General features: G+C 45.7%; 22 protein-coding genes. 16 read left to right on the top strand and 6 right to left on the bottom strand.

The window, feature by feature from the left end; translation table 11 throughout:
* Positions 1 to 236 precede the first annotated feature (236 nt).
* The 11 genes from AC6RGY_RS09145 (at position 237) to AC6RGY_RS09095 (ending at position 13,990) form a co-directional block, all read left to right on the top strand.
* A complete protein-coding gene (locus AC6RGY_RS09145) occupies positions 237 to 1,418 on the top strand; it encodes an acetyl-CoA C-acetyltransferase (RefSeq protein WP_499862146.1) in 1,182 nt (393 codons plus the stop codon).
* 69 nt (positions 1,419 to 1,487) lie between these two features.
* Positions 1,488 to 2,342 carry a 3-hydroxybutyryl-CoA dehydrogenase gene (locus AC6RGY_RS09140; RefSeq protein ID WP_499862144.1) on the top strand — a complete coding sequence of 285 codons (855 nt, stop codon included), beginning with the start codon at positions 1,488 to 1,490 and terminating at the stop codon, positions 2,340 to 2,342.
* A gap of 27 nt (positions 2,343 to 2,369) precedes the next feature.
* Entirely contained in the window at positions 2,370 to 3,512 is a 1,143-nt protein-coding gene (locus AC6RGY_RS09135) for an acyl-CoA dehydrogenase (protein WP_499862140.1), read from the top strand.
* A 15-nt stretch (positions 3,513 to 3,527) separates the two neighbouring features.
* On the top strand, positions 3,528 to 4,670 hold the full coding sequence (locus AC6RGY_RS09130; RefSeq protein WP_499862135.1) for an acyl-CoA dehydrogenase: 1,143 nt from the start codon (positions 3,528 to 3,530) through the stop codon (positions 4,668 to 4,670).
* A gap of 121 nt (positions 4,671 to 4,791) precedes the next feature.
* The gene (meaB, locus tag AC6RGY_RS09125) at positions 4,792 to 5,745 is read left to right on the top strand and encodes a methylmalonyl Co-A mutase-associated GTPase MeaB (protein WP_499862130.1); all 954 of its coding nucleotides are present in this window, start codon (positions 4,792 to 4,794) and stop codon (positions 5,743 to 5,745) included.
* 85 nt (positions 5,746 to 5,830) lie between these two features.
* Complete coding sequence (gene icmF, locus AC6RGY_RS09120; RefSeq protein ID WP_499862128.1) at positions 5,831 to 9,070, top strand: fused isobutyryl-CoA mutase/GTPase IcmF; 3,240 nt, start codon at positions 5,831 to 5,833, stop codon at positions 9,068 to 9,070.
* Positions 9,071 to 9,306: 236 nt separating this feature from the next.
* On the top strand, positions 9,307 to 10,833 hold the full coding sequence (cls, locus tag AC6RGY_RS09115) for a cardiolipin synthase (RefSeq protein ID WP_499862127.1): 1,527 nt from the start codon (positions 9,307 to 9,309) through the stop codon (positions 10,831 to 10,833).
* Positions 10,834 to 10,970: 137 nt separating this feature from the next.
* Positions 10,971 to 11,435, top strand: coding sequence for an SAM-dependent methyltransferase (locus tag AC6RGY_RS09110; protein WP_499862123.1), 465 nt, complete (start codon positions 10,971 to 10,973; stop codon positions 11,433 to 11,435).
* 33 nt (positions 11,436 to 11,468) lie between these two features.
* Positions 11,469 to 12,509 carry a serine hydrolase domain-containing protein gene (locus AC6RGY_RS09105; protein WP_499862121.1) on the top strand — a complete coding sequence of 347 codons (1,041 nt, stop codon included), beginning with the start codon at positions 11,469 to 11,471 and terminating at the stop codon, positions 12,507 to 12,509.
* A gap of 440 nt (positions 12,510 to 12,949) precedes the next feature.
* Positions 12,950 to 13,744: a hypothetical protein gene (locus AC6RGY_RS09100; protein ID WP_499862117.1), complete on the top strand. Its 795-nt coding sequence runs from the start codon at positions 12,950 to 12,952 to the stop codon at positions 13,742 to 13,744.
* Between the two features lie 105 nt (positions 13,745 to 13,849).
* Positions 13,850 to 13,990 (top strand): hypothetical protein, encoded by a 141-nt coding sequence (locus AC6RGY_RS09095; RefSeq protein WP_499862113.1) that lies wholly within the window; start codon positions 13,850 to 13,852, stop codon positions 13,988 to 13,990.
* Between the two features lie 83 nt (positions 13,991 to 14,073).
* On the opposite strand, the gene AC6RGY_RS09090 is transcribed toward AC6RGY_RS09095, so the two are convergent.
* The 4 genes from AC6RGY_RS09090 to AC6RGY_RS09075 are packed head-to-tail and all read right to left on the bottom strand — an operon-like array spanning position 14,074 to position 16,927.
* Positions 14,074 to 14,823: an ABC transporter ATP-binding protein gene (locus AC6RGY_RS09090; RefSeq protein WP_499862109.1), complete on the bottom strand. Its 750-nt coding sequence runs from the start codon at positions 14,821 to 14,823 to the stop codon at positions 14,074 to 14,076.
* 6 nt (positions 14,824 to 14,829) lie between these two features.
* The gene (locus tag AC6RGY_RS09085) at positions 14,830 to 15,837 is read right to left on the bottom strand and encodes an ABC transporter substrate-binding protein (RefSeq protein WP_499862107.1); all 1,008 of its coding nucleotides are present in this window, start codon (positions 15,835 to 15,837) and stop codon (positions 14,830 to 14,832) included.
* The gene (locus tag AC6RGY_RS09080) at positions 15,834 to 16,625 is read right to left on the bottom strand and encodes an ABC transporter permease (protein ID WP_499862103.1); all 792 of its coding nucleotides are present in this window, start codon (positions 16,623 to 16,625) and stop codon (positions 15,834 to 15,836) included. Before AC6RGY_RS09080 ends, AC6RGY_RS09085 begins: the two co-directional genes overlap by 4 nt.
* Entirely contained in the window at positions 16,622 to 16,927 is a 306-nt protein-coding gene (locus AC6RGY_RS09075; protein ID WP_499862099.1) for an MTH1187 family thiamine-binding protein, read from the bottom strand. Before AC6RGY_RS09075 ends, AC6RGY_RS09080 begins: the two co-directional genes overlap by 4 nt.
* A gap of 204 nt (positions 16,928 to 17,131) precedes the next feature.
* Here AC6RGY_RS09075 and AC6RGY_RS09070 point away from each other — a divergent pair, with 204 nt between their 5' ends.
* From AC6RGY_RS09070 to AC6RGY_RS09060, 3 genes are all read left to right on the top strand, one after another.
* Positions 17,132 to 18,010, top strand: a complete 879-nt coding sequence (locus tag AC6RGY_RS09070) for a lipoate--protein ligase family protein (protein ID WP_499862096.1) — start codon at positions 17,132 to 17,134, stop codon at positions 18,008 to 18,010.
* A gap of 363 nt (positions 18,011 to 18,373) precedes the next feature.
* Positions 18,374 to 20,131, top strand: a complete 1,758-nt coding sequence (locus AC6RGY_RS09065) for an ABC transporter ATP-binding protein (RefSeq protein ID WP_499862091.1) — start codon at positions 18,374 to 18,376, stop codon at positions 20,129 to 20,131.
* A 5-nt stretch (positions 20,132 to 20,136) separates the two neighbouring features.
* A complete protein-coding gene (locus AC6RGY_RS09060) occupies positions 20,137 to 21,963 on the top strand; it encodes an ABC transporter ATP-binding protein (protein WP_499862087.1) in 1,827 nt (608 codons plus the stop codon).
* Positions 21,964 to 22,161: 198 nt separating this feature from the next.
* Here the strand turns inward: AC6RGY_RS09060 and ung are convergent, their stop codons facing one another.
* Both ung and AC6RGY_RS09050 read right to left on the bottom strand, forming a co-directional pair.
* On the bottom strand, positions 22,162 to 22,821 hold the full coding sequence (ung, locus tag AC6RGY_RS09055; RefSeq protein WP_499862083.1) for a uracil-DNA glycosylase: 660 nt from the start codon (positions 22,819 to 22,821) through the stop codon (positions 22,162 to 22,164).
* Between the two features lie 266 nt (positions 22,822 to 23,087).
* Entirely contained in the window at positions 23,088 to 23,486 is a 399-nt protein-coding gene (locus AC6RGY_RS09050; RefSeq protein WP_499862079.1) for an acyl-CoA thioesterase, read from the bottom strand.
* A gap of 259 nt (positions 23,487 to 23,745) precedes the next feature.
* Between AC6RGY_RS09050 and rpoE the strand changes: the two genes are divergently transcribed.
* Both rpoE and pyrG read left to right on the top strand, forming a co-directional pair.
* The gene (gene rpoE / locus AC6RGY_RS09045) at positions 23,746 to 24,210 is read left to right on the top strand and encodes a DNA-directed RNA polymerase subunit delta (protein WP_499862074.1); all 465 of its coding nucleotides are present in this window, start codon (positions 23,746 to 23,748) and stop codon (positions 24,208 to 24,210) included.
* Between the two features lie 149 nt (positions 24,211 to 24,359).
* On the top strand, positions 24,360 to 25,961 hold the full coding sequence (pyrG, locus tag AC6RGY_RS09040; RefSeq protein ID WP_499862070.1) for a CTP synthase: 1,602 nt from the start codon (positions 24,360 to 24,362) through the stop codon (positions 25,959 to 25,961).
* The last annotated feature ends 200 nt before the right edge of the window (positions 25,962 to 26,161 follow it).

Genomic DNA, 26,161 nt, shown 5'->3' with positions numbered 1-26,161 from the left:
CCTTCTTCTCTCTACTGTCTGAAATACGAGCCAATTTGGTGCCTCTATTAGTGGAGAGGACGGGTGTGATCCCCTGCGGGCCCTTCTTCTAACAGAACATTCTGGTTGCCATAAGATCAATTCCACGGTATCTTTAAGATTGAAGCGTTTTCAAATGTGGAATAGAGAGGGTAAATAAAAATAAGGAAGAGTTTCGAATCATGTACACATAAAAAGAATCTTTGGAGGTGCGAATGTTGAAAGAAACCGTTGTATTAGGTGGAGCGCGTACTCCCTTTGGCAAGTTTGGTGGAGGACTAAAAGATTTATCAGCTGTTGAGCTGGGTGGCATTGCTATTGAAGAAGCGATTAAGCGTGCTGGTATTTCAGGAGAATCAGTAGAAGAAGTAATTATGGGTATGGTATTAGCGGGAGGAGCTGGACAGGTTCCTTCCCGGCAAGCGGCTCGTCATGCTGGACTTCCCTGGGAGGTGCAGTCAGAAACCATTAATAAAGTTTGCGCATCGGGAATGCGAAGTCTTACGCTCTCAGATCAGATTATTCGCTCTGGTGGTGCGCAGGTCATGGTTGCAGGTGGGATGGAAAGCATGAGCAATGCCCCATATCTTCTTCCCAAAGCCCGCTGGGGTGAACGGATGGGAGATGGGCAACTGGTTGACCTCATGATCCATGATGGATTGCGCTGTGCTTTTGAAGGGGTTCATATGGTTGTTCATGGAAGCAACGTAGCGGCCGAATATGAAGTGAGTCGCCAAGAGCAGGATGATTGGGCGATCCGTAGTCACGAGCGGGCCATTGCAGCGATAGATGCAGGGAAATTGGCGGAAGAGATTGTTCCTGTGACAATTCAATCGCGCAAAGGAGAAACGGTCATCGATAAGGACGAATCCCCTCGAAGGGATACCACGATCGATAAACTTTCTTCTTTAAAGCCTGTCTTCCTAAAGGATGGGACGATTACGGCTGGCAATGCACCTGGGGTAAATGACGGTGCAGCGGCGATGGTGCTCGCTTCTAGTGAACAAGCGACAGAAATGGGTGTAAAACCTTTAGCACGTATCATCGGACATGCAGCTGTGGGAATGGAAGCGCGCTACTTCCCGATTACCCCTGCACATGCTGTACAAAAGCTATTGAAGCAACACGATCTAAAGTTGGAGGATATCGACCTCTTTGAAGTAAATGAAGCTTTTGCTGCAGTTGCCCTAGCGAATGGACGAATTGCGGGTTGGAACGACGAGTTGGTCAATGTGAATGGTGGAGCCGTAGCTCTGGGTCATCCCATCGGAGCGAGTGGTACACGAATTACGCTTACCTTGATTCATGAGTTGCGTCGTCGTGGTGGCGGATTAGGGATTGCTGCCATCTGTAGTGGAGCGGCACAAGGTGATGCCATCTTGGTTCGTGTCGACGGCTAAAGGGAAATTTCTTCCCCTGCCTTCGTTCAGGGGAAGAGGCTTACATAGAATAAAGTAGGAGGAATGAATATGAGTATTAGGCGGATCATGGTGATTGGTGCAGGACAGATGGGTAGTGGCATTGCACAAGTGGGAGCGCAAGCTGGTTATGAAGTGACGTTGTATGATATGGATCCTACTGCTCTGGAAAAAGGGGTATCAGGGATAGAAAAACGGCTGTCGCGTGCGGTGGAGAAAGAGAAGGTGAGTGAGGATGAGAAAGAAGCGACGCTGGGTCGCCTCTCTTCCTCGCGAGATTTGACGGAATCTGCGAGCGGTGCGGATATCGTGATTGAAGCAGTTGTGGAGAATATGAATGTGAAGACCGAAATCTTTCGCAATCTGGATTCCATCTGTCCCGCACACACGATTTTAGCCAGCAATACTTCTTCCTTGCCTATAACAGAGATTGCAGCCAGTACCAAGCGACCGGAACAAGTGATTGGCATGCACTTTATGAATCCGGTGCCCGTCATGAAGTTGGTGGAAGTGATCCGTGGATTAGCTACATCGGATGAAGTATATCAGGCAGTAGAAATGTTGGCGAAGCAGATGCAGAAGACACCGGTGGAAGTAAATGATTTCCCTGGGTTTGTGTCCAACCGAATTCTCATGCCGATGATTAATGAAGCGATCTATACGGTATATGAAGGAGTAGCCACACCAGAAGCGGTGGATGAAGTGATGAAATTAGGAATGAATCACCCTATGGGACCGTTAACCCTAGCTGACTTTATTGGGTTGGATACCTGCCTCTATATTATGGAGACATTGCATGAAGGGTTTTCTGACTCCAAATACCGCCCTTGTCCACTTCTGCGTAAGTACGTAAAAGCGGGCTGGCTTGGGAAGAAGAGTGGCCGTGGCTTCTACGTATACGATTAACGCAAGATTGGAAGGAGGAGACGAGGGATGGAACTAAGATTGTCGGAAGAACAACAGATGATGCGCAAGATGGTACGCGATTTTGCTCGTACAGAGATCCCACCATTTCTGGAGACGATGGATGAAGAAGATGTGTTTCCGCGTGCGGTGGTGAAGAAGATGGGTGCACTCGGTTTAATGGGAATTCCGATTGAAGAGGAGTGGGGCGGAGCAGGAGCCGATTTTTTCTCCTATATTCTTGCGATTGAAGAAATCTCTAAAGTGAGTGCGACGCTGGGTGTTATTTTATCGGTACACACTTCGGTGGGAACCTACCCGATTTTACGTTATGGAAATGACGAACAAAAAAAGAAGTATGTCCCCAAACTAGCGAGTGGCCAATTTATTGGCGCTTTTGCCTTAACGGAACCCAGTGCTGGTTCCGATGCGGGTGGCATTCGTACGACAGCGAAGCGTACAGGAGATCACTATCTGCTTAATGGGAACAAAGTGTTTATTACCAATGCAGGGGAAGCAGATACCTACGTTGTGTTCGCTGTTACAGATGCTTCGCTTGGTTCCAAGGGAATCTCTGCTTTTATTGTGGAGAAAGGGACGCCTGGCTTTTCTGTAGGAAAAAAGGAACAAAAGATGGGTCTGAATGGTTCCAACACGTGTGAACTGATATTTGATCAGGCGCAAGTCCCAGTGGAAAATTTGTTGGGCACAGAAGGTCAAGGGTACGAAATTGCCCTTTCTAACTTGGCGGGAGGACGAATTGGGATCGGAGCACAGGCGTTGGGAATTGCCGAAGGAGCTCTTGAGCACGCACAAGCGTATGCCAAAGAGCGAAAGCAATTTGGTAAACCGATTGGTCGTCTACAAGCGATTCAATTTAAGCTAGCGGATATGGCAACCCAGATCGAGGCTGCCAAGCTACTGGTCTACCGAGCCGCCCAACTACGACAAGCTGGGCAGGAGTGTAAAGTGGAAGCGTCCATGGCAAAGATGTTTGCCTCGGATACGGCCATGAAGGTAACGACAGAAGCGATTCAAGTGTTTGGTGGTTACGGTTATACGCGTGACTATCCAGTAGAACGATTGTTTCGCGATGCCAAAGTGACACAGATCTATGAAGGAACCAATGAGATTCAACGTATGGTGATTGGTGGACAGTTGCTAAAATCATAGAAGGAGACAAGCAAAATGAACTTTCAACTTTCAGAAGAACATAAGATGATGCGCAAGATGGTGCGTGATTTTGCAGAGAAAGAAGTGGCACCCACGGCGGCAGAGCGAGATGAGCAGGAGGTATTTGATCGCTCCATCTTTGAAAAGATGGGACCCCTCGGAATTGCAGGTATTCCATGGCCTGAAGATGTGGGAGGTGTGGGTTCGGACTTTCTCAGTTATGTCATTGCTGTCGAAGAACTTTCTCGGGTTTGTGCTTCTACAGGAGTGACACTCTCTGCTCATATCTCACTTGCCAGCTGGCCGATCTATAAGTATGGAAATGAGGAGCAAAAGGAGCGCTTTTTACGCCCGTTGGCAGAGGGAACAAAGATGGGTGCTTACGGCTTAACGGAACCGGGATCTGGATCGGATGCTGCGGGCATGAAAACCACTGCTGTGCGTGAGGGAGAGGAATACGTACTTAACGGGAACAAGATTTTTATTACTAATGGTGGTGAAGCACAAGTTTACGTGGTATTTGCGGTTACCGATCCAGAAAAGAAACATAAAGGGATTACGGCATTTATAGTAGAAGAAGGGACCCCCGGTTTCTCCATGGGGAAAAAAGAGAAAAAGTTAGGGATTCGTTCTTCCCCTACGCTAGAAATTATCTTCGAAGAATGCCGCATACCTGTTGCCAATCGCCTAGGCGAAGAGGGAGAAGGCTTCAAAATTGCGATGAGCACCTTAGATGGCGGTCGCAATGGCATTGCTGCACAAGCTGTGGGCATTGCACAAGGAGCATTGGATCAAGCAACCGCTTACGCTAAGGAGCGAAAGCAATTTGGCAAACCGATTGGTCGTCTTCAAGCGATCCAATTTAAATTAGCAGATATGGCGACCAAAGTAGAGGCGGCACGTTTGCTTACTTACCAAGCAGCCTATTTGGAAAGTGAAGGCCTTCCCTATGGGAAAGAATCCGCTATGGCTAAGCTATACGCAGGGGATATTGCGATGGAAGTAACCACAGAAGCTGTGCAAGTGTTTGGTGGTTATGGTTATACTCGAGAATATCCCGTGGAACGTATGATGCGCGATGCGAAAATCACGCAAATCTATGAGGGTACCAATGAAATTCAACGTCTGGTGATTTCGCGCTACCTTTTGGAGGGTTAACAAGCGAAGCAACCAGGTGAATGAGGGCGAAAGAGGTTTTAAATATGAAAAAGCAGGGCGAAGTAAGTTTTCTACTTTCCTCTACCCTGTATTTGCATCTGGTCACCGAGGGAGGGGGAATATGAAAGAGCTGGTAGAAAACATTCGAGCGCGTGATTTACGTAGTATAGCTCGTGCCATCACATGGGTTGAAAGCGGTGATGAAGCGCGCTATCCCTTGATGGAAGCTCTCTTTCCTTATACCGGTCAAGCCCATCTGGTTGGCTTGACCGGAGCACCAGGAGCAGGAAAAAGCTCATTGGCCGATGCCCTTATTACCCACCTGCGAAATGCCGGTCGCACAGTAGGTGTGATTGCGGTGGACCCCACAAGCCCGTTTACGGGAGGGTCCCTTTTAGGAGATCGTATCCGGATGAACCGCCATGCGTTGGATGAGGGTGTTTTCATTCGAAGTATGGGTACACGTGGTAGTTTAGGTGGTTTGGCTCGTGCCAGTAAAGAAGCGGCCCGTGTATTGGATGCCGCCGGCTTTGATGTCATTCTGGTCGAGACGGTGGGAGTAGGGCAGTCGGAAATTGATATCATGCATATGGTGGATACCGTGGCCTTAATGCTAACTCCTGGCTCGGGCGATACGGTACAAGTTTTTAAAGCGGGCATTATGGAGATTGCTGACTTATTTATTGTTAACAAAGCGGATTTACCGGGTAAAGGGAAATTGATTGCCCAATTGGAAGAATTAATTCATATTGCGATGCAGGGACGAACGTGGCTTCCTGCGATTCTCCCTGTGGTCAGCACAAGTGGAGAAGGAATCGATCGTTTATGGATGAAAGCAAGTGAACACCGAAGCTTTTTACAAGAGAGTGGAATGGGAGCACAACGTAGACGGGAGCATTTGAAGCGGGAAGTGCAGGAAATCATGAGAAATCAAATGGGAGAACTACTTGTTAGCCAGATGGAGACCCCGCCTTTTCAAGCGGATCTTGATCGGGTACAAGCAAGGGAATTGGTCCCCCATCGGGTAGCAAGCCAATGGTTTCAACGTTTGCTTGAAGTCAAATCTACTCCTTAGTTTTGTTCGTGGGCATGAGTTGCCCACGAACAAAAATGAAAGCGGTTTCATATAGCGTGATAGTATACAGGAGGCGAATAATAACGTGAATAGAGAAAAAGAAAAAGCTAAATACCCCATCCGTTTTCTAACCTCTGCCAGCTTATTCGATGGTCACGATGCATCGATTAACCTGTTTCGGCGCTTATTGCAAGCAGCTGGGGTCGAAGTGATTCATCTGGGGCATAACCGCTCAGTAGATGAGGTGGTCAATGCTGCAATTCAAGAAGATGTGCAAGGAATTGCTGTATCTTCTTATCAAGGCGGGCATATGGAGTACTTTCAGTACATGATTGATCTCTTACGCGAGCGTGGAGCGAGTCATGTGCAAGTATTTGCTGGGGGAGGGGGTGTCATCGTTTCACACGAAGTGCAGAAATTAGAAGAGTACGGTGTAAACAAAGTATTTACACCAGAAGATGGACGGGAACTGGGACTTGAGGGCATTATTGCTCATATGGTGAACGCATGTGACTTTGCTACCGTCGATCAGCACACGAGCAAAGAGAAGCTATCCAGCGAGGAACCTCGTTCCGTTGCACGACACATTACCCTGGCGGAGTATGTAGCGGAACAGCGATTAGAGAAAGAAATACTACCAGAAGGGAAGGCTCAGAGAGAGCAAGTTGCGCCTGTATTAGGGATTACAGGTACTGGTGGAGCGGGCAAGAGCTCTCTCACCGATGAACTCATTTTACGCTTTGTGGAAGATTACCCGCAGAAACGTTTGGCAGTATTATCGATCGACCCTTCTAAACAAAAAACAGGAGGGGCTCTATTAGGAGATCGCATCCGGATGAACGCGGTTCATCATCCCAATGTGTATATGCGCAGCATGGCGACCAGGCGGCATCGTTCTGAGTTAAGTCTGGCTACGCAAGATGCGATTCGTGTATTGCAACAGGCAGGGTATGATCTCATCATTGTGGAAACGAGTGGAATTGGCCAGGGTGATGCCGATATTATCGACATTAGTGACCTCTCTCTTTATGTTATGACAGCAGAATACGGCGCCCCTTCTCAGTTGGAGAAAATCGAAATGCTGGATTATGCCGACTTGATCGCGATCAATAAATTTGATCGTGCGGGTTCCCTGGATGCTTTGCGTGACGTCCAAAAACAGTATCGTCGTAATCATCAGCGCTTTGAAGACCCAGATGATGCGATTCCTGTCTATGGAACAATGGCTAGTCGCTTTCATGATCCAGGGATTAACCGTTTGTATCTGGCTCTGGTTGATCAGCTTAAGGAGCGTACTTCATCTAGTTGGCAATCGTCATGCGAATGGGTAGCGGGTTCTCCTGAAATTGCTCATATTATCCCTCCTGAAAGAACGCATTACCTACGTGATATTGCCAATACTGTACGCAACTATCGTCAAGAAGTTGAACAGCAAGCGGAGGTTGCCACCACCTTATATCAGTTGGACGGAACCAAGAAAGCTCTCCATCTTGAATCGGAGACAAAAGAAGAAATGCCTCTTGCCTTAGATGAAGTGATTGCGAAATGGGAGTCGAAGTTGCAGCCCGATTATCAAACGGTGTTGGATCAATGGGAAGCCTTATGTGAAATGTACCGACAGCCTGAATATGTGGTAAAGGTACGTGACCGTACGCTCACCACCCCTCTTTTCACGGAGACCTTATCCGGAACAAAAATCCCTAAGATCTCACTCCCGCGATTTCGCGATTGGGGCGAGATCCTTCGTTGGAACCTATTAGAGGGGGTCCCTGGTCGCTTTCCATATACAGCAGGTGTATTCCCGCTAAAACGGCAAGATGAAGATCCGAAGCGACAGTTTGCTGGAGAAGGCACGCCTGAAAGGACCAACCGACGCTTTCACTATCTGACGGAAGATGAAGGAGCCAAGCGCCTATCGACTGCCTTTGATAGCGTAACCCTCTATGGAGAAGACCCTGATGAGCGACCCGATATCTATGGGAAAGTGGGGGAATCAGGAGTCAGCATCTGTACTTTGGAAGATATGAAGAAGCTATACGCCGGATTTGATTTATGTGATCCTTTGACCAGTGTATCGATGACGATTAATGGGCCAGCTCCAATTCTACTTGCGATGTTTTTTAACACGGCGATCCAGCAACAGGTGCAACGGTTTGTTGAAAAAGAAGGGCGCAATCCAACAGCAACAGAACGGACTGAAATAGAGAAACAAACCTTGAAAAAGGTACGGGGAACGGTACAAGCGGATATCTTGAAGGAAGATCAGGGTCAGAATACATGCATCTTCTCGACGGAGTTTGCCATGAAGATGATGGGGGATATACAACAGTATTTTATTGATCACGGGGTGCGCAATTATTACTCGGTTAGTATTAGCGGTTACCATATTGCGGAAGCAGGTGCCAATCCGATCTCCCAACTGGCATTTACTCTCTCCAATGCTTTTACCTACGTGGAATATTACTTAAGTCGGGGAATGGAGATCGATCAGTTTGCCCCCAACCTCTCCTTCTTCTTCAGCAATGGTTTGGATGCGGAATATACCGTAATCGGACGGGTGGCGCGCCGTGTGTGGTCGGTTGTGATGAAGCGGCTCTATCAAGGGAATGAACGAAGTCAAAAGTTAAAATACCATATCCAAACTTCTGGCCGTTCTCTCCATGCCCAAGAAGTGCAATTCAATGATATTCGTACAACACTACAAGCCTTATTGGCTATCTATGACCAGTGTAATTCTCTTCATACCAATGCGTATGATGAGGCGATTACCACACCAACAGAAGAGTCAGTACGCAGGGCGATGGCCATTCAGATGATTATTACCAAAGAGCTAGGTCTCGCCAAGAATGAAAATCCCCTCCAAGGTTCATTTATCGTTGAGGAATTGACGGACTTAGTTGAGGAAGCAGTACTACAAGAATTTGAACGGATGAGCGACCGCGGGGGTGTTTTGGGCGCAATGGAACGTCAATACCAACGCGGAAAGATTCAAGAGGAGTCCCTCTATTACGAAACGAAAAAGCACAACGGCGAGCTACCGATTGTTGGGGTGAACACTTTTATTAATCCAGAAGGAGAAGAAGAGCCTAATTTCGCACTCACCCGAGCAAGCGAGGAGGAGAAAAAAGAGCAAATCACCAGCCTACAAGCATTCCAAGCCAAATATGAGAAGGAGGCTACAGAAGCATTAACCCGTCTAAAAGAAGTAGCGAAAAGTGGTGACAACTTGTTTGCCGAGTTGATGGAAGCTGTGAAAGTAGCCAGCCTGGGACAAATTACGCAAGCATTATACGAAGTGGGCGGGCAATATCGGAGGAATATGTAAAGAATTTTTCCTAGAAAATGTAAAATAGAGAAGCAGTCTCATCCTTTAGGAGGGATTGAGACTGCTTTTTTGAAACTTTTTAATGAAAATCGCCTTTTATGCAGAAAGAGCCTTCGTTCCTTGATGATTTTTCGGCCCGATAAGGTAGATTACAACTTTGTACAGGAATAGCATCATCATGATGATCCCCTATTTTTGTAGGGTATGATATGCTACAAGGGGGGAGGAGGTAGAAGATGAAGAAGGTACTTCGCTTATTGTTTAGTCGGATGGTAGTCGTTAGTGTCTTGATTATCATACAACTTGTGTTTCTCCTCGTGGTTCTCTTCGGAGTTTCGCAATATGCTTCCTTTCTATACACATTATTAGAGATTTTAAGTGCGCTCTTGGTGGTGGCTGTTGTTACAAGTAATGATAACCCCTCATATAAATTGGGGTGGGCGATTGCCATCTTAACCTTGCCTATTTTAGGTGGGCTCTTTTATCTCATTCGTGGTAGCAACCGTATACCGAAAAAGCATGTCCGACTATTGGAAAGCTATTTAAATAAGCATAAAGAAATTCTCACCTCAACGACAGGTACGCAAGAGCAATTTGCACAGAACCATCCCAAAGATGCGAGTATATCCAAGTTTATCACCCAAGCAGGTGGTTACCCGATCTGGAGTGAAACAGCAGTCGAGTATTTCTCACTTGGAGAGAAGATGCATCAACGATTACTGGAAGAGCTGAAAAAAGCAGAGTCCTACATTATGATGGAATATTTCATAGTGGAAAGAGGGGAAATGTGGGACCCCATTCTGGATATCTTGAAAGAAAAGGTGGCACAAGGGGTGGAAGTCTACTTCATGTACGATGATTTAGGCTGCATTCAAACGCTACCGACGGGATATGATCGTCAGCTACGCAAATATGGGATGAAGGTGGCTGTGTTTAACCCGTATCGCCCACAACTGAATTTATTGGTTAATCACCGCGATCATCGTAAAATAACAGTAATTGATGGTAAGGTCGGTTTTTGTGGGGGGATCAACCTTGCAGATGAATACATCAATGAAAAAAAACGATTTGGCCACTGGAAAGATACGGCCGTCTTGTTACAAGGAAAAGCGGTATGGAATCTGATCATCATGTACCTGTCCTTGTGGAATTTTGCTTCGGATGAGTCAGTCGAGTTAGAAAAGTATCTGAAGTCTTTAACCAAAGCTAAATCGGATGGATACGTGCAACCGTACGGGGATAGTCCGAGGTATGCCGATAAAGTATCGGAGAACACCTATTTAAATATCATTAATAAAGCAACAAGATATGTTTATATCACGACGCCCTATTTGATTGTGGATCACAACATGGTGACTTCACTCATTCGAGCCGCGAAAAGTGGTGTAGATGTGCGTATTGTTACGCCTCATATCCCAGATAAATGGTATGTACATATGACAACGCAATCTTATTATGGTGTGCTTGTCAAAGCGGGCGTGAAGATTTACGAATACACACCTGGATTTATGCATGCCAAAATGGTGGTAGCCGACGATGACTTAGCAATTGTGGGGACGGTTAATATGGATTATCGTAGCTTGTATCTCCACTTTGAATGTGGTGTTATTCTCTATAAAAACAATACCATCCCACGTATTAAAGAAGATATTGATGATGCTATTCAGCGGTCCATGCTCGTTACAGTTGAAGAGGCAGGGCGTGTTCCTTTCTTAAAATGGCTTGTCCGCTCGTTTCTCCGGCTATTTGCCCCCTTGATGTAGGAGAGGGCAACCTATTCTCCTATATATAGAAACAACTTTCCATATTTGACAAATATAAAGATTCATCTTAAGATAACAATAGGGATTATTAGAAAACAATTCCGCGGGTGAATAGTTTACATATGGAGGATCAAAAAATGTCGATTGTTATGAGTCCCATTGGAACGATCCGCTCACCGCGATTAGAAGCAGAGGATGATTTCTGGGGTGATGTGATATCCACCATTCATTTAGATAGAACACAATTTGATCAAGAGGCGGTGGCAGGATTATGTGATTTTTCTCATATTGAAGTGATTTTTTATATGCATCGTGTCTCAGAGGAAAGTGTAAACTTGGGCGCTCGTCACCCTCGCAATCGAACAGACTGGCCTAAAGTTGGTGTTTTCGCGCAAAGAAACAAGGCACGTCCCAATTTTATTGGACTGTCCCGTTGTCGTTTAGTAAAGGTGGAGGGGCTTGTGCTCACTGTTCAGTCTCTAGACGCCATTGATGGTTCTCCTGTACTCGATTTGAAACCGTACATGAAAGAGTTTGCTCCCCAGGGAGAAGTAAACCAACCTGCTTGGGCGAGCCAATTGATGCACTCCTATTACGAATGAAATATTAAAACAGAAAGTAATTGAGGCGATACTATGGAGAGATCTTTACAGTTAACGAAGTTGTTGCAAGAACAGACGGAATCCTCTTCATTTTCTGGAGTGGTTATCGTTAAAGATAAAGAAGAAACGTTATACAGCTATGCTGGTGGCTATGCCAATCGTAGTGACAAAATAGTAAATACGACAGATACCCGCTTTGGTATTGCTTCAGGCGGGAAAGTTTTTACCGCTGTTGCTATCTGTCAATTGGTTGAGAACGGGAGCCTTTCCCTTGACACTCGTTTAAGTGAGTGCTTGGACTTTTCTTTTCCCCACTTTCATCCCGAAGTCACGATTCATCAGCTTTTAACTCACACAGCTGGGATTCCTGATTATTTTGATGAGGAACTAATGAGCGATTTTGAAGAGTTGTGGGAAACAATCCCGATGTATCGTATACAGTCTCCAAAGGATTTCTTACCACTGTTCCAACAAAAAAAGATGAAACAGACTCCAGGAACGACGTTCTCCTATAATAATGCGGGATATATTCTTCTGGGGCTAGTGGTTGAACAATTAACAGGAAATTCTTATCGAGAGTTTGTAACCAAGAATATTTTTGAACCATGTGGTATGTCTGATACGAACTATTGGCGCATGGATCAGTTGCCCGCGCGGACAGCATTTGGCTATATTGAGCAGGAAGAAGGATCTACGTGGAGAAGCAACATCTACTCGCTCCCGATTATCGGAGGACCGGATGGTGGCGTGTATACGACGGTTCATGACATGACGAAGTTTTGGGAGTGTTTGCTCCAGAAGAGGTTGTTAAATGAGCCATTAACAGATACCCTACTTACACCTACTGTTGAAGTGGATGAGGGGTTTGCCTACGGATATGGAGTGTGGATGCTTACGGAGGAAGGAAAGCCGGTAAAATATTTTGTTATGGGACAAGACCCAGGAGTTAGCTTTCACTCCGCCATCTATGCTCATTCGAACGTTCAGGCACATATGGTCTCCAATACGGACCAAAGTGTAGGACCCATTGCACGAGCCATCAATGATTGGTTTTTTCAACCTTCTATAAAGTGATGAAATGATGGGAAGGATCGATCCTCACTCTTGAGATGAAGAATGAATCCTCAAGAGTGAGGATTTTTTTGTCGTCCTGTGATGCTGATCGTGCAGACTTACATAGAAAAATTGCATGGTTGGTGCCACACGCCCCGGATGAAAGCAATCAACATGGGAGCATCTGGTTCTCTCATAGCGTGGTTGATGGGTGGGCGGCATCTCCCATCGCTTCCTGATCACTCTGCTCAGAGTCTCTCAGTGAGAAACCGCTCGCCCATCTTCCAATCATCTTTAAGGGGAGCTTTCACCCCTATCTTTAACGGCCGATTTCTCATCAGTGGAAATGAGTTGCATCACATAGAGAGAGTTACATAGAAACGTGATGCCAGGCAAATAAAACTATACATGAAAATGTTATAATGAGAGAATCAAATGACACGTGAAGGAGAACCGTCTAGATGAATGATCAAGAAAACAGCCAAGGGCAAAGAGAAGAGCAAGGGCAACAACAGGAAGACCCCATTGGGCACCAAGCGGGCTCTCCTCTACTAGAGACAGAGATACAGAAGAGTGAATCTGAACCCCAAGAAATCGTCCCAACAGCTCAGAAAGAGAAATCGTGCGAAACAGACCAGATAGCCCCTTCTTGGCAATCACCCACCTTCGTGGCCAAGAAGAAAGATCGGACCGTTCCCTTTTTAATTGGGTGTGGCTCCTTATTTTTTGTCCTCATCATTAGTTCAATCGTTTTTATGGTGATCTATGCTGAAGAGATAGAGAAATCATTTTCTGAACCTTATATGGAAGATGTCCAGGGTAGCTACTCGGATGAAGGAGCATGGAGCGAAGAGGAAGAGTCCTATGCAGATACCAAAGTAAAAATGTTAAATGAAATGACAGATGCGGACCTGTATTTCGCAGAAGATTATCTGGAGACGGAAGAAGAGCAGATTGTTGCCTACTATGACGTGTGGCTCAATCAAAGCGAAGTGACCCTTTTGACCAATAAACATTTGTTTTATGTAGCCGAAGGACGTGCTACATCTTTACAATTGGATGAAATAAAGCAGATTGAACGGTCACAAAGAGAGAATAGCGATGGCTCTTATTTTGATGTATTTCTCATTACTGGCCAAGCAGGAGAACGGATGAAAGTGGAGATCTATATTGGAGAGGGAGGCGATCTCTTTTACGAACTCCTGCAGCAAGAAACAGGGATTGTCGGGAGTGACGAAAGCGGATTTGATTTATGATATAGGTAAAATACCCTTTTTTACTTTCTCTAGATAGATACCCTACCACCTTGTACCCATGAGACATAAACATATAGGGACATTTGGATCAGGGAGGAATGAATCATGGGTAGTTATGCTGGTCAAGGTGGCACGCAAGGATGTAATGTGGGAGGGTATGGGTATAGTAGAGGAATCGGCTATCGCAGTTTGTTACTCTTCCTGCTAATTATTGCTACCATCTTTGTCTTTATTGGAGTTTGTTAGAGAACGATACGTAAATAATCATAAAAACAGCCGCTATCCTACTAGAGCGGCTGTTTTTATGATTATTTTATTTGTGAAGTAAATCACGCAAATAAAGCGCTTTGTAGCTGCTTTTTATAATGCAGGAAGGGTTCCTCCATCATCATCTCTTTCCTACGTGGCCGTGCAAGCTCGATGGGTAACTCCTGAACGATTTCTGCTGGCCGCGAAGATAGAACGATCACACGATCAGATAAATAGATGGCTTCATCAATGCTGTGGGTAATAAATAGAATAGCTTGTTGATAGGTACTCCAAATCTCTAGTAGCCAGGATTGCATCTGTTCTCGTGTGAGTGCATCCAGTGATCCGAAGGGCTCATCCAGTAACCAGATGCTTTTTTCCATCATTGCAGTGCGTAGGAGAGCCACACGTTGACGCATTCCACCGGAAAGGCGGGCGGGATACTCATCAGCAAATGCTTCTAAGCCAAAGGAAGGCAGAAGTTTGCGCGCTTTGTGGCGAGCCGCACGCTTAGAAAAGCCTTGTATCTCGGCTCCCACAGTGGCATTTTCGATCACCGTGCGCCAGGGAAGCAGGGCATCTTTTTGCATCATATAACCGACATGTCCTGTATTTCCTGTGATATCTGTATCATCAATATGAATATGACCTTTATTCGGTCGTTCTAGTCCACTGATAATGTTAAACAAGGTACTTTTTCCGCACCCACTTGGCCCGATCAGAGAGACAAACTCCCCTTGCTGGATATGCAAAGTGATGTTAGACAAGGTCGGTAAGGAGCGCTTGGTGGATGTATACGTCATGGAGATTTCTTCAATGGATAATCTCATCTGCCATTACTCCGGTAGGAATTCATTCGTATATGCATCCTTGGATGGGATGGATTCCTCGATGAGTTGATTATCTACCATCCATTCTGTGAATTTAACCCATCGCTCTTTCTCTTGCCATCCCCACTTGCTTGCATTCGCTTGATAATGCGGACTCATCCATTCTTGTGAGGCTTTGATCAATTCTGGATCGGACTCGGGGGTGTGCTTGATAAGGATGTCAGCTGCCTCTTGTGGCTTATCGATCGCAAATTGATATCCCTTGCTGACTGCACGCATAAATTTGGTAGATAGTTCCCCGTCATTTTCTATTGTGTTTTCACTAGCGATGATAGTAGGTGTATAAAAGTCTAGTACGGGTTCCAAATCAGTTAGATAGATCATATTGAGTGGGACCTTACGCTCCTGAGCTTCAACACCTGTCCAGCCATAATAAATCCAAGCAAAATCGACGTCACGCTTGGTGGCGGCAAAGAAATCCGATTCTCCCATATTGACAATGTCCACTTTGTCTTCTGCTTCATCGACGGAGATCCCCTTCTTCTCAAGAACGGTTTTTAAGAAGGCATTTTCCATCGGCGTTCCCCATCCACCGTATGTTTTCCCAACAAAGTCTTCGGGAGAGGTGATGTCCTTTTCTTTTGGTGAGGCAAAGCCAGAAGTATTATGTTGTAAGATCGCCGCGATTGAAACGACCGGAATCCCCTCTGCACGCGCCTGTGTAATATATTCTTGTGAGCTTATACCAAAATCAGCCTCTCCTGCCCCGACCAATTGGGTCGCGGAGGTTTCGCCAGGAATTTCAATTTTGACGTCTAGGCCTTCATCAGAAAAGTACCCTTTCTCAAGTGCTACATAGAGACCGGTATGGTTGGTGTTAGGGGTCCAATCTAATAACAAGGTAACCTCTTTCTTACTCGTCTTTTCCTGTTCCTCTGCTTGTCCACAAGCGGCAACACTAAAAGAAAGCAGTAAGATAAGGCTAAGGGTAATGAGTTTGCTTCCTCTTATCATTTTTCTTCATTCCTTTCCTCATCTGTTTTTATGTATGTCCAAGGAATCGCCCAGCGTTGGATAACCTGAATTAAGAGAAAGAGGAGGATACTCCAGAAGGTGATGACAACGATGGCGACAAATACTTTATCAGCTGAAAAGGCGTGTTGAGCGCGGATTAAAAATACGCCTAAACCGCGACTAGCACCCAACCATTCCCCAATGACCGCTCCCAACACACTGTAAGTCGCAGCTATCTTACAGCCGGAGAAAAAAGAAGGAAGCGCGTGGGGAAAGCGAACCATTCGAAAGATCTGCCAGCGTTTGGCGCCTGCTGATTGCAATAATCTTACGATATCGGGGTCGGCAGAGCGTAAACCATCCGCAGTACTGATAACCACCGGGAAAAATGTAACCATCGCGACGATTAACAACTTTGGTAGAAGTCCATAGCCAAACCACACAATCAATAATGGAGCAATGGCGATGATAGGAATCGTCTGAGTGGCTACGAGTATAGGGTAAAGTGCACGACGCAACCATGACGAAAGTTCGATGCCGATTGCTAACCCGAGGGAGATGATAATCCCAAGAGAGAATCCCAATAGCGCCTCTTGGAGTGTTACCCATACATGTCGGTGAAGTTGATCGAGGCTGTTCATCAAGGTGATGACAATCATGGTGGGGGCGGGTAGGAGCCATGTTTCTACGTGAAACAGGCGAACGGCACCCTCCCATAGGATGAGAGTCCCTAAAATAAGGAATGAGGCAGGCCATACGGCATGCCAATGATTCTTCCATCCCTTCATTTTTCCTCTTCCCCTTTGTGATGAGATAGCTTTTCTTCAAAGTGGACGCCACTAGGACAATAATCTACTTTGATGATACTGATGACGCGCTCACTACCGGCCTGAACAACGGCTTCTTGTGCTTTCTTGGCGATAGCCATTAACTCATCATAGTTGCCTTCCATGGTCGTTTCCATGGGACCTACTATGTAGTTTACCCCAGACTGTTTAATGACCGCGATAGCGACATCGACTAGACGGTAGATTTCGTGGGTATCATTTCCACGGGGTAAGATTTGCAAACTTACATGTGCATTCGCCATCATGAAGGCCTCCCTTTGAAAAAACCAACCCTTTTGATCGAGGGTTGGTGGCATGCCCCCGATGGATGGGAAGAGGGGCTTTTATTCCTTAAGAAGTACATTTTCTTCCGAATTAATCCCATCGCTAGCCTAGCATATCCGCCCCTTTTTTTCAACTGAAGGGCACCGGTATGGTAAAATGAAGAGCATGTAGGCGGTGATAAAATGAGTACAATGAATGATCATAAAGGCAAGAAAATATATGAAGAAATTGAGCGCTGGCGATTAGTGGCACAGCCCATCCCATCAGGTTCTCCTACAATACACTATGCTCTTGAAGAAGCGATTGGAGAGCAGGTAGCACACGGCAAAGCTCCAGCAACGATTCGCGTGTGGAGAGCGGAGCAAGCGGTGGTTGTTTCTAAGAAAGATATACGAAACGAGCGTGCACAGGAGGCAGCTCAGATGCTCAAACAAGTGGGTTGGCCGGTGTATGTGCGTCAGAGCGGGGGAACTGCCGTACCGCATGGACCGGGTACCATCAATCTCTCGCTATTTTTGCCACGTTCTCCGCAACTTCGGTTTAGTATTGATCAGGTATACCGGGCACTTGGATGGCCGTTTATTCAGCTTTTCCAATCACAATTTGACTTGGAAACTACTTTTGGAGCTGTCCCTGGTTCTTTTTGTGACGGAGATCATAACTTGGTGATCGCGGGACAGAAGGTAGCAGGAACTGCCCAGGTGTGGAAAGGCGGACCCGCGGGGATCTCAACCTCCCATCCAGGATATATATTGGCCCACGTGACGCTTTTGACGCATATCGATCGTGAAGTGGCGATGTCCACGCTTAATGCCTTTTATGAGATGGCCACAGGAGAAAAGCCAGTGAAAATAGAGACCGTGGCTCGGATGGAAGACTTTATTGATATGCCGAAAGAGGCTTTAGATGAAAGTATCTGGGGAGGGTTACTCAACACTTTGACCAATATACTGAAGGTACAAGAAGTGACGGAGCCACGTAAAGAAGAGTGGGAGAGAGCAAAAGAATTGGCGGAAAGAAGTGAACCGGCGTATTATCGGAAGGAAATGGTGAGGGAGTAGGAGGGACTTCGATGTCCCTTAGTACAATATTTTATTTCGACTTCCTAACTATTTCGATGTATAATGATAAGACTTCATTCTAGTTGGAGTATCTTACATTAATGTTAAATATGTAAGTTGAAAATGGTTTTTCAATGGGAATATGAGTGATGTGATCTGGTACTTTCGTTGGATGGAATCTCCTACGAAAAGTGGAGAAGTAGATTGGAACCAGTCGCCGATGGCGGTACATTCTCGATCAGTTAAACTTAAATGGAAAGCGGAAGTAATACCCAATTGGAATCAAGAGAGAACGAGGCAACGAAAAGGGTCATTTGACCTATTCGTGCTGATTTAAATGAGAGGTTACTGGAGGTGGAGGAATTGGACACATTTAAGCGACTGAAATCTTTTTATTGGCCTTATACGCGCTATTTTATCTGGTCCATCGTGGCTCTGGTCGGGGTGACAGCGATCACCATGATGTACCCTTTGCTTCTCAAAGTAACCATTGACGAAGTAATCGGTCAGGGGAAGATGGAATGGGTTCCTTATTTGGCGATTGGGTTTGTGGTGGTAATGACGTTGAAGGGAGCACTATCCTTTGTGCAACAGTACTTTGGTGATCTCTTCGGCATTCGAGCCGTGTATGAATTGCGCAATGCGCTCTATGAAAAGTTGACGGTATTACCCTTTCGTTTTTACGACAATGCGAAAACAGGAGATTTGATGTCGCGTTTGACAGCAGATGTAGAGGCGTTCCGTTTCTTCCTTTCCTTTGGTTTTGCGCAGTTTATCAACTTTTTGCTATTACTGTTGTTTGGTTTAGGCGTTATGGTCTATCTTAATGCTTCATTGGCTATCGTTACTTTGCTAGCGATGCCCTTCTTGGCTGTGGCGGTCTATCGTTTTGATAAAAGGGTTCACCCTGCGTTTAAAAAAATCCGTTCTTCTTTTGCCCAATTAACCACACGGGTGCAAGAGAACGTAAGTGGGATGAACACGGTGAAAGCCTTATCGCGAGAAGATTTTGAGATGAACCGATTTGATGAGAAGAATGAAGGGTACAAAGAGACCAACATCGAGACAGCCAACATCTGGGCGACGTACTTTCCCTTGATGGAGCTGATCGGCAATATTAGTGTTGTTGCTCTTCTTGCTTATGGAGGCTGGCTCGTTATAGCAGGCGAACTCTTGCTCGGAGAATTGGTGGCTTTCTTTAGTTTGATCTGGTATATCATTGGACCTTTAATGTTTCTTGGTTTTATTTTAAATACGTATTCGCAATCAAAGGCAGCAGGCGAACGCCTCTTGGAAATTTTGGATGAAGATGAAGAGATCAAAAGTGAAAGCGATGCGATTGAAAGGGAACGCCTATCGGGTCATGTTACGTTTGACAAGGTTTGGCATCGGTATACGCCTGAAGACGATTGGGCGTTGAAAGACTTCTCATTGGATGCTCCTCCTGGGAAAGTGATTGGCTTCATTGGTGCCACGGGTTCGGGAAAGACGACGATTACACAACTGATCTCTCGTTTTTATCAAGTGGAGCACGGCCAAATCCAGATTGATGGCATTCCGGTCGAAAGCTATGATGTGCGCAGTTTACGTCGCAATATGGGTGTGGTATTCCAAGAATCCTTCCTCTTCTCTTCGACCATTCGGGACAATATTGCTTATGGCAATCCCCGTGTGTCGATGGAGGAAATCGTGGCAGCGGCCAAACGGGCTCAGGCGCATGACTTTATTCAATCTTTGCCGGAACAATATGAGACGATGTTGGGTGAAAGAGGTTTGGGCTTATCAGGTGGACAAAAGCAACGTCTTGCCATTGCCCGTGCCTTGGTAATGGACCCGAGTATCCTCATCTTAGATGATGCGACCAGTGCGGTGGATATGGAGACGGAGCGCAAGATTCAAGAAGCTTTTCGTCAATTGATGGCGGGGCGCACTACATTTATTATTGCTCACCGGATATCTTCTGTGAAAGATGCAGATGAAATTATTGTATTAGAGCAAGGGAGCATTCTAGAGCGCGGAACCCATGAAGAATTACTCCAAATGAATGGTGCCTATCGCCGGATTTACGATATTCAGTTCCAAGATCAAGAGACGGTTGTACCCGCAACCCCACGGAGGTGAAGAAGATGGCAGGTGAAAAAAAGGAAAAACAAGGGGAGAAGAGGCGAGAGCGATTTACGTATTCACAGGATCAAGTGATCGATCAACCCTTTAACTGGTCTCTGATGGCAAGGCTTCTCTCGTACGTAAAGCCCTATGCCAAATCGCTACTGCTTTTTACCTTTTTGGCCCTGATGGTGACTACAGGAGTACGGCTGTTTGCTCCGTATGTGATTAAGTTAGCGATTGATCAAGCATTGGTTAATCAGGATGGAGCGCTGTTGCTCATCTTTGTGCTATCGCTTATCGGTATGTATTTGATCAATTGGCTCGCAAACAACTTGCGTATTCGGTCGATGCAACGATTGGGCCAGTCCGTGATTTATGATGTGCGGAAACAATTGTTTGATCATATTCAGCGCTTATCTCACGGCTTCTTCGATCAGCGATCAGCAGGCTCTATTCTTGTACGGATTACCAATGATATTAATTCTCTACAAGAATTATTGACGAGCGGAATTGTGAATGTGATCATGGATGCGATTCTGCTTATCGGGATTGTCATCATGATGGCGATTATCAGCCCCAGCTTGACGCTAGCGATTCTGATTGTGGTGCCTGTAATGTTTTTTCTTTCGGTGGGACTGCGTCGCCTTATTCGTCGTTCGTGGCAAAATGTACGCTTAAAGCAGTCGATTATTAACTCTCACCTGAATGAAAGTATTCAAGGAATGCGAGTGACACAGTCATTTACACAAGAAGAGGAAAATCGACACTATTTTACACGCTTAAACCAGCAAAATTATCGTGCTTGGCAAGATGCTTCGAAGAAAAGTGCTTCCTTTCGACCTTTGGTCGAGCTTACTGGAGCGATTGGAACGGCGATTCTCATCGTGTATGGATCTTATCTGTTTCAACAAGGAGCGCTTACGATTGGTGAATTTGTCTTGTTTGCTATTTACCTCGGTAATTTCTGGGAGCCTATTTCCCGTATGGGTCAGGTGTACAATCAATTGCTCATGGCGATGGCGTCTACAGAGCGGATCTTTGAGTTTCTCGATGAAGAGCCCAATGTTTCAGAACGGAAAGATGCCACAGCTATGGGTGAGATCGAAGGTCATATTCATTTTGATCGTGTCTCTTTTTCCTACGATGGGAAGCGTCCTGCTTTACAAGGAATCGATTTAGATATTCAGCCAGGAGAGACAGTGGCTTTGGTTGGTCATACGGGCTCGGGGAAAACGTCAATCGTTAATCTGATCTGCCGCTTTTACGATACGACGGAAGGTACGGTTACCATAGACGGTCACGACCTGCGCGATGTTGCTTTGGCTGATTTGCGCAGCCAAGTAAGCATCGTTTTACAAGATACATTTATTTTCTCCGGTACGATTATGGAGAACATCCGCTTCGGACGTCCAGATGCGACGGAGGAAGAAGCGAAGAAGGCGGCAGAAGCGGTAGGAGCCCATATCTTTATCGAGCGACTTCCCAAAGGTTATGAGACGGAAGTGGAAGAGCGGGGCAATATTTTATCCATGGGTGAACGGCAATTGCTCTCCTTTGCCCGTACTTTGCTGGCAAATCCACGCATTATCATCTTGGATGAGGCAACGGCCAGTATTGATACGGAAACAGAACTTAAGATCCAACAAGCATTAAAAACCTTATTAGCTGGACGAACCTCTATCCTGGTTGCTCATCGCCTCTCTACCATCCGTGATGCAGATAAGATTTTCGTGCTTGAGAACGGGAAGATTATTGAAGAAGGAGATCACGATCAGTTGATGAAACAGCAAGGGGAATATTATGACCTGGTGAGTGCTCAGTTTCAAGTGGTTGAAGCGGGATAAGGTTTCTATGAATCTCTATGTGATTGATGCAACTCATTTCTACTGATGCGAAATCGGCTGTTGAAGATAGGGGTGAAAGCTCCTCCTTAAGATAATGGAGAGAACTTAAAACTCCCGCGCAGTCTGATTTGATTCCTCTTAAAGAACCGGATAGGAGTACCCTATCCGGTTCTTTATTGCTTTTTTCAGCAAAGGATTTCATAACTGCCAATCCATCTCCTGCTGTCCACTGTTACGCAATGCTTCATTAATTTTTGAAAAGGGCCGACTGCCAAAAAAGCCTCGTCTGGCTGAGAGAGGAGAGGGATGAGGCGCTTCAATGATGGTATGCCGTTCATCATGAATAAGTGCTCGTTTTTTTTGTGCATGATTGCCCCATAGTACAAAGACGACAGGTGTCTCTTTCTCAGCGACCCGCTGAATGATCGTATCGGTAAACTTCTCCCAACCTTGATTCTTATGAGAATGGGCTTCATGGGCACGTACGGTTAGGACGGTATTAAGTAATAAGACCCCTTGCTGTGCCCAAGGAATGAGAGAGCCCGTTACGGGTGCTTCCACCTCTAAATCGGTTGCCAATTCTTTGAAGATATTGCGTAACGAGGGAGGGAGTTTTACTCCTTCGGGAACAGAAAAAGCCAACCCATGAGCTTGTCCATGATTGTGATAGGGATCTTGCCCAACGATCAGCACTTTGACCTTCTCATAAGGAGTGAGCTGGAGCGCGGTAAATGTCTTTTCCTCTGGAGGAAAAACGGTCGATTCTTGGCGCTCTCTTTCGACAAAGGAATGCAAATTTTTATAGTAAGGCTGATCTTGCTCGTCACGCAAAAGATCCCATCCAACAGGAAGTTGCATGATAAGATCCCTCCTTTTATCGTATTGATAAAGGTGAAAGCTCACCCGCAGAATGGTTGGAAGAGGGGTGAGCGGTTTCTCCTTGAGAACTCTGAGTCGTGGCTCAGGCAACGACAGGCGCTGCCCATTACCCACGCTCCGAGAGAACATACTTCTCTCAAGCTGATTGCTTTCATCTGAGAGAGCGTAGAATAAATCATGGGGTTTCCTATAAAAACCTTCATCTGCTGAGAGAGCAAATGGGTCAGCGGTTGTTTTTCGCCAATCTATTCAACCAAAAGCGACTCTAAGGTACTACGCATCTCCGATGTGAGTGGCGCACTTTTCTGCTCTTGGTAATCAAAATGAATGAGCACTGCTGTTCCTTGAGCAATCAGCTGTCCAGAATCACGATCCGTGATGCGGTGAATCACGGTAAAGCTACTGCTTCCAATCCGCTCTACCTCGGTGGAGATGGTTAGCCACTGGGCAAAGTGTGCCTGCGCTTTGTATTCACAGCTAGTAGAAGCAAGGATGAGCTTCCATTGGTTCACGTCTAGTTCGGGGTCTAACTTTTGAAAGAGCTCCATACGAGCAGTTTCCATATAAGTGTAATAAACAGCATTATTTACGTGACCCAATCCATCACATTCATTAAAACGAACTTGTAGATCTGCTGTTAGCATCCATACTACCTCCTGAGTACTCTATTAGCCTAAATGTCATCAAAACCTGAAGTCTAGAAACCAGTCCTCCAAAATTCTAACACAAATGCTCTTTCTTCCGCTCCAAATGACTTTTACTTCTCTCCAACTTTGTTCATAATGGGGATAGCACAATCTGGTGTTGACTTCCTTGTTCAATGGGATACAATAGACGGAGCAAATGAACACAAATAACGGAGTTAATTGTTTTATTTACCATATAAAGGGTGAGGCTTTGATGATGGCGGAGAACAAGACTTTTGATTTAACGAAGGAACAAATTTATGAAGCGGCCATGGTGGAACTGGCTTATCTTCTCCTAAAGGAAAAGGGAGAACCCATGCTCTACCGCGATATCTTAAATGAAGTGGCGCAGATTAAAGAGATGAGTCAAGCAGAGAAAGATCATTTTATCTCACAGCTATATACAGAAATCACCATTGATGGTCGGTTTATCTGTGTGGGACGTAGCTTGTGGGGTTTAAAGCATTGGTATTCACTTGACCAAGCTACGGACTCCGCAGTCGCGGCCAATGTGAAAGAAGATGATTTCGCCAATGAGGAGTTGGAAGAACTTGAAGAAGATTCTCTGGATGGGGATGATGACATTCAGGAATCCGAAGAAGAGGATTTCTCTGACTATGAAGACGGTGAAGATTACGACACCGACATGGATAGTGAAGATGACTTAGAGGAATCTTCTTGACAACGGTAGGCTCCAGGGATAAAATGATGCTTGGGCTACAGTAGAACGGTTAACATAAGAAGAAGACAGAGCGTCCCCCATTTCATGGGTGGGCGCTCTTTTCTATTTTGTAGAATTGGGACAAACTAGGCTGAGGAGGCATATAATCGATGACTAAATTTATCTTTGTGACAGGCGGAGTGGTCTCTTCTTTGGGAAAAGGAATCACGGCAGCTTCGCTGGGTCGCTTATTAAAAAACAGAGGACTATCCGTAACGATTCAAAAATTTGACCCCTATATCAATGTGGATCCGGGTACGATGAGTCCTTATCAGCACGGTGAGGTCTTTGTTACGGATGATGGTGCAGAAACCGACTTGGATCTGGGGCACTATGAGCGTTTTATCGACATTAATTTAAGTAAGTATAGCAATGTAACCACCGGAAAGATTTATTCCTCTGTTATCAACAAAGAACGGAGAGGCGATTATTTAGGAGGAACCGTTCAGGTTATTCCTCATATCACCAACGAGATCAAAGACCGTGTTTATCGTGCCGCCCGTGAAACCCATCCCGATGTGGTGATTACGGAGATTGGCGGGACGGTGGGCGATATTGAGAGCCTTCCCTTCTTGGAAGCGATCCGTCAGATGAAGGGTGAAGTTGGCCGGAACAATGTGATGTATATTCACTGTACGCTCATTCCCATGATGAGAGCGGCTGGAGAGTTAAAAACAAAGCCCACCCAACACAGCGTCAAAGAATTGCGTAGTATTGGTATCCAACCTCATTTGATCGTCTGTCGCACCGAGCATGCTCTATCGGAAGACCTCAGAAGCAAGATTGCCCTTTTTTGTGATATCGATCAGGATGCTGTCATTGAGGCGCGGGATGCGGAAACATTGTATGAGGTTCCCTTGATGCTTCAAGCGCAAAAGATGGATCAGATTGTGATCAATCACTTAGGATTAAGTTGTGATGAGCCAGAGATGGCCGAATGGACTTCACTTGTACAGAAAGTAAAAAGCCTGCAGAGGAGAACGACAATTGCGATTGTCGGGAAGTATGTGGCTCTACCTGATGCCTACCTGTCCGTAGTCGAGGCGTTAAAACATGCAGGTATTGCAAATGACAGCGACATTGATATTCGTTGGGTGGACTCAGAAAACTTAACCCGTGAAGAAGCAAAAAAAGTATTGGACGGTGTGGCTGGGATCTTGGTACCAGGTGGATTTGGAGATCGTGGGATTGAAGGGAAAATCTACGCTATCCAATATGCTCGTGAACAAAAAGTTCCTTTCCTCGGGATATGCTTAGGCATGCAGATGGCCTGTATTGAAGGGGCTCGCCACCTCTTGGGATTAAAGAATGCCAATAGCTCGGAGTTTGACCTAGAAACATCGCATCCCATTATCGACCTTTTACCAGAGCAAAAAGAAATTGAAGATATGGGAGGTACGATGCGCTTAGGATTGGAACCGTGTAAGCTGAAACCGGGTACACTCGCTCAAAAGGCATATGGTAATGGCTTGGTCTATGAGCGCCATCGTCATCGTTATGAATTTAACAATGAGTACCGCGAGTCATTGGAACAGGTGGGCTATGTCTTCTCGGGTACATCGCCTAATGGCCGTCTGGTGGAGATCGTCGAATTAAAGGACCATCCATGGTTTGTTGGCAGTCAGTTCCATCCGGAGTTCACCTCACGACCCAACCGACCGCAACCGTTGTTTGAACAGTTTATTGCAGCGGCAGTGCCAGGGAATCAATAGCTCTGATCAAAAACGTACATTTAAGGCTCGTTAATGGAAAGTGTACGTAATCATATGCTTATATAGGGATAAAAGAAAAGGAGGGAAGAGCAAGTTATGAGCTCGGACCTCCTTTCTTTCTCCATGGATTTTAATGTAGTGAAACGGTAAAATAGGAGACCTATTCATCGGCCGTCTGTCTGCGAAGCTAGATGTATACA

Source organism: Mechercharimyces mesophilus (assembly GCF_059818345.1).
This window is presented reverse-complemented; position numbering and strand designations above follow the sequence as displayed.